This is a genomic window from Neobacillus niacini (assembly GCF_036961885.1).
In the GTDB taxonomy this organism is placed as follows: Bacteria; Bacillota; Bacilli; order Bacillales; family Cytobacillaceae; genus Neobacillus; species Neobacillus niacini_H.
The window spans coordinates 71,023-75,454 of sequence record NZ_JBALNQ010000026.1 but is presented as its reverse complement, the minus strand read 5'-3'; the positions used below and the strand labels follow the sequence as shown (position 1 = coordinate 75,454).

The following is a 4,432-nucleotide window of genomic DNA, read 5'->3' as shown; positions in this document are numbered from 1 at the left end:
ACAGCCAAGTTTAACACAAACTAAAAATAAAGGGAGACTCCAAACATGAGAATAATCCAATCCTTTTATCAACTCGAGTGTAAAGTGTTTCAAGGGATTAATAGCCATTTTGATAAAAAGTTGATTAATCTCTTTTTTCGTACGATAACAAATATTGGCGGGGCCATCTTTATTAGCGCAACAACCTTATTGCTCATTATCCTATCTTCAGGCCAAATCAGACTTGCAGCCACTTCAAGTGCTCTGTCCTTGGCCCTTAGTCATATACCCGTGCAGCTAGTAAAGAAGCTTTTTCCACGAAAAAGGCCTTATCTACAAATTGAAACAACTAAAATATTGCCTAATCCATTAAAGGATCATTCATTTCCATCAGGTCACACAACAGCCGTTTTCTCAGTGATTACCCCTTTTATCCTGCTAGCACCATTACTAGCCATCTTCCTCATTCCTTTGGGAATCTGTGTAGGAATATCAAGAATCTATTTAGGTTTACATTATCCTTCAGACGTCATTGCAGGGGGAATACTTGGTGCGTGCTTCGGAAGTCTCTGTTATTATTTTTTGACCTGACATAAGGTAGAACTTGCTAAGGAGATGTTTTTATGAAAATCGCCATTTTCACTGACACCTTTTATCCAGAGGTAAACGGGGTTGCGAGAACACTCCATCGATTTACTCACTATCTCGAAAGACAAGGCTTTTCCTATAAGGTATTTGCTCCTGAGTCCGTTTCAAATGAATATGTTTCAGATCATATTCATCGGTTAAAAAGCTTACCTTTTTTTCTTTATCCTGAATGTCGATTAGCTTTTCCAAATTTCATGCAAATCAAGTCAGAAATCGAACGGTTCTCTCCAGATTTGATACATGTTGCAACACCGTTTACTGTCGGTCTTTCCGGTGTTTATTATGCAAAAAAGTTTAATATTCCAATCGTTGGTTCCTACCACACGGATTTCAGTGACTATTTACATTTTTATGACCTTGAATTCCTTTCTAAACCTCTCTGGAAATACATGAAATGGTTTCATAGTCCTTTTCAAAAACTCTTTGTTCCATCGATTGACACATTGGAAAAACTAAATATCCGTGGTTTTTCCAATCTGGAAATCTGGCCAAGGGGCGTTGATTGCCAGCTTTACCATCCCAATTATAAAAAAGAGAATGTTCGCAATCGCTATCGTATATCGGAAAAATTAATCTTGACGTTTGTTGGCCGGCTTGCACCAGAAAAGGATTTACACACTCTAATGAAAACCGCAAACTCTTTACCTGCTGAAATAAAACAACAGGTACACTGGTTAATTGCTGGGGATGGTCCATTACTTGATGAACTCAAAACTAGTGCACCGCTTAATATGAGCTTCACAGGCTTTTTAAAAGGCGAAGGATTAGCAGAGGTTTATTCAGCTTCAGACTTATTTATTTTCCCATCCCCAACAGAAACCTTTGGAAATGTTGTATTAGAAGCACTTGCAAGCGGAACTCCCGTAATCGGGGCAAATTCTGGCGGAGTAAGAAATATTATTTCTATGGGCGTTACCGGACATCTGTGTGAACCAGGAAATGCAGAGGAATTTACCCAACGTATTGTTCAGTTATTGACTAATGACTCACTACGGAGACAAATGTCGTTAAATGCTCGAAAATATGCACTAACTCAAAAGTGGGACCAAATATTCGAAAACTTAGTTGATCATTACTATTCTGTTATCGATGCACCTGCGAAAAAAGTTTATGCATAAAAATTTGAACCCTTCTATAATATAAAATCCTGAGCGTAAAGCTCAGGATTCTTTTGTTACGGAAGTACTGGCTTTTTAAAAACCGGCGGCTCTCCACCTAAAGCTTTTAAAAAGGCTAATAAGTCTGCCTTCTCTTGGTCTGTTAAGCCAATCGGACTCATAAATTTTTGCATAAAGAAGCTTTTGTTAGGATGGTCATCTCCGCCATGGTCATAGTAATCGATGACTTCTTCAAGAGTGGCAAGACTGCCATCACGCATGTATGGTGCAGTGTGGGTAATTCCATACAATCCAGGGGTTCGAATTCTTCCCAGGTCTCCTGCCTCCCCAGTAACGGCCTGTCTGCCTTTATCTTCGGTATTAAGACCAATATTGTAAAAATTGTTATCCGTGAGGTTCGCTCCATTGTGGCATGTCACGCAAAGAGCCTTTCCAGTAAACAAACGAAGACCGCTGATTTCCTGTTTGGTTAATGCCTCCATGTCTCCTTCAAGAAACCTGTCATACGGTGTATCCTTAACAACAATTTGCCTCTGAAAGGCAGCAAGGGCCTTTGCAATATTTTGTTCTGTTATTCCTTCATTAAAAGCAGCCTGGAATCGTTCTTGATAACCTTTTACTCCAGACAGCTCTTGGATGAGTTCATCAAGCGGCTGATTCATCTCATCAGGATTTTGAATCGGTCCCAGCGCCTGCTCTTCTAAAGAAGCCGCTCGCCCATCCCAAAAGTTTGTCTTGTAATAACCAGCATTGATAACGGTAGGACTGTTTCTTGCCCCATTGCCTCCAGTATACTTAGCAAAGGTCGGCTGATTATCTCCATAGCCCATTCCTGGGTCATGACAAGTTTGACAGCTTACCTCGTTGTTTCCAGAAAGTCGCGGATCAAAAAACAGCATCTGTCCCAGTTCAAGTACCTCCGGCTTCATCGGGTTATCTTCAGGAATAAGTACATCTCCGATTGGTACAAGTGTCGTATGATTTCGGAGGCTATTAAGAAGCTCTTCTGGATCAATTTCACTTGCTTTTGCTTCAACTTGTTCCTTTATTGCCTGTTTAGTTGGTGCCTTAACCTCATCCTTCCCCCCGCACGCTGCTAAACCGAGACATATTAAGGTTGTGATTACAGTACCCTTCACTAATCTATTCATATTAAGGTGCTCCTCTAGTTTCTTATCTTATCACCATTATAAAATTACTATCACTAAAAAAGAGCACTCGAATGTGAAGAAATCAGCAAATCTTAAAGAAAAACACAATTAACTGTCCGCCTGGCGTGGACAGTGTCCACAAGCGGTGACAGGCACCATACTCAGCATCACTTTTGTTCAAAAAAAGTTCATATTTATGCGATTTATAGCCCTAAAGGGTTATATAAATTATTTCTGATTTTCACTAGTTTAAGAGTATGAGTGTCTAATTTAGGAAGGAATTATTTTTATGATGAGGGTTATTGTGTTGTTTTTCTTGATTATTGGTTTGAGTTTTTTAGGAGATAGAACGGGGGTTTTTGCTGATCAGACACTTCAGTCTAGAATTGATTCAACTGCCGAAGGCGATACTCTATTTTTAAAAAAGGGAGTTTATCACGAAGCGATTGTTTTGGAAAAGCCGATTGTGCTCGTTGGCGAAAAGGGAGTAACCTTCCAATCTTGTAGCACCGAGCCGATAATTACTGTCACAGGTCAAGAAGTTAGCCTTAAGGGAATCACAATCGTCAGCTGTCCAAAAGACGAAAGCCCTGCAGCTATCTCTGTCAGTGGCCAAAATCATGTGCTTGAAGATATAACAATCAATACTCCTATACTAGGGATCCAGTTCGACAATACCGAAAAAGCGATTGTGCGGGATCTAAACATCTCAGGGCAAGGCAGTAAAAATGGGATTGATTTGTGGCAGTCACACTCTAATTATTTTGAAGGTATTAGAATGAACCATGTTGAGGATGGATTCTATATGGAAAATAGTCACAATAACACATTTATAGGAAATACGATTCAGAATTCAAGATATGGATTCCATATTATGTTTTCAGACCATATATCCATGATAAGTAACATTTCTAAACAAAATATTACAGGTGCAATGATTATGGACACCCAAGATTCCCTTATTGAAGAAAATAAATTAACGGACAATAACGAGAATGTGAATTCACAGGGACTTCTTCTCTATGATGTTCATGCATCTATCATCCGCAAAAATATACTTTCAACGAATCGAGTTGGCATGTATATGGAGGGTTCAACTGACAATGAGATAAGCAGTAACCATATTACGGCCAATTTTATTGGCGCACAAATAACCAAAATCGAGAATAACCGAATTACAAACAATTCCTTTACTAGCAATGTCAATGAGATACAAGCAAACGAGGAAACCAATAATAACATCGAAAATAATTATTGGGATGCCGCATTGAAGCTTGATACGGATGGGGATGGAAAGAGTAATATTCGCTACCGGGCAGACCCATTTTTCCTTAATCTAACAGAGGATGTTCCTAGCTATCAATTATTCTTTCAGCATCCTGGAATGGTATTGCTGCAAAAAATGCTCAAGAGTCCAGAACATCTCCTTGTAGCAGATGAAGTTCCCTTAATGCAGAACCATATCAATGCTCAAGTAAAGCAAAAAAACAATCAATCAGTTGCATGGATCGTCAGTATGATCATGATTTTTAGCAG

General features: G+C 39.2%; 4 protein-coding genes. 3 read left to right on the top strand and 1 reads right to left on the bottom strand.

Annotated features, from left to right (window positions below; all coding sequences use genetic code 11):
• Nucleotides 1–45: 45 nt before the first annotated feature.
• On the top strand, nucleotides 46–570 hold the full coding sequence (locus tag V7124_RS12230) for a phosphatase PAP2 family protein (protein ID WP_335489380.1): 525 nt from the start codon (nucleotides 46–48) through the stop codon (nucleotides 568–570).
• 32 nt (nucleotides 571–602) lie between these two features.
• The gene (locus V7124_RS12225) at nucleotides 603–1,745 is read left to right on the top strand and encodes a glycosyltransferase family 4 protein (protein ID WP_335489377.1); all 1,143 of its coding nucleotides are present in this window, start codon (nucleotides 603–605) and stop codon (nucleotides 1,743–1,745) included.
• Between the two features lie 56 nt (nucleotides 1,746–1,801).
• On the opposite strand, the gene V7124_RS12220 is transcribed toward V7124_RS12225, so the two are convergent.
• The gene (locus V7124_RS12220) at nucleotides 1,802–2,896 is read right to left on the bottom strand and encodes a cytochrome-c peroxidase (RefSeq protein ID WP_335489374.1); all 1,095 of its coding nucleotides are present in this window, start codon (nucleotides 2,894–2,896) and stop codon (nucleotides 1,802–1,804) included.
• A 289-nt stretch (nucleotides 2,897–3,185) separates the two neighbouring features.
• On the opposite strand from V7124_RS12220, the gene V7124_RS12215 reads away from it, so the two are divergent.
• Nucleotides 3,186–4,432: right-handed parallel beta-helix repeat-containing protein (locus tag V7124_RS12215; protein ID WP_335489371.1), on the top strand; the 1,247-nt coding region annotated here is incomplete at its 3' end.

Bases quoted from the DNA above. Each gene is read 5' to 3' on its own strand.
- V7124_RS12230 (WP_335489380.1), top strand. From the start codon at position 46: ATGAGAATAATCCAATCCTTTTATCAACTCGAGTGTAAAGTGTTTCAA.
- V7124_RS12220 (WP_335489374.1), bottom strand. From the start codon at position 2,896: ATGAATAGATTAGTGAAGGGTACTGTAATCACAACCTTAATATGTCTC.
- V7124_RS12225 (WP_335489377.1), top strand. From the start codon at position 603: ATGAAAATCGCCATTTTCACTGACACCTTTTATCCAGAGGTAAACGGG.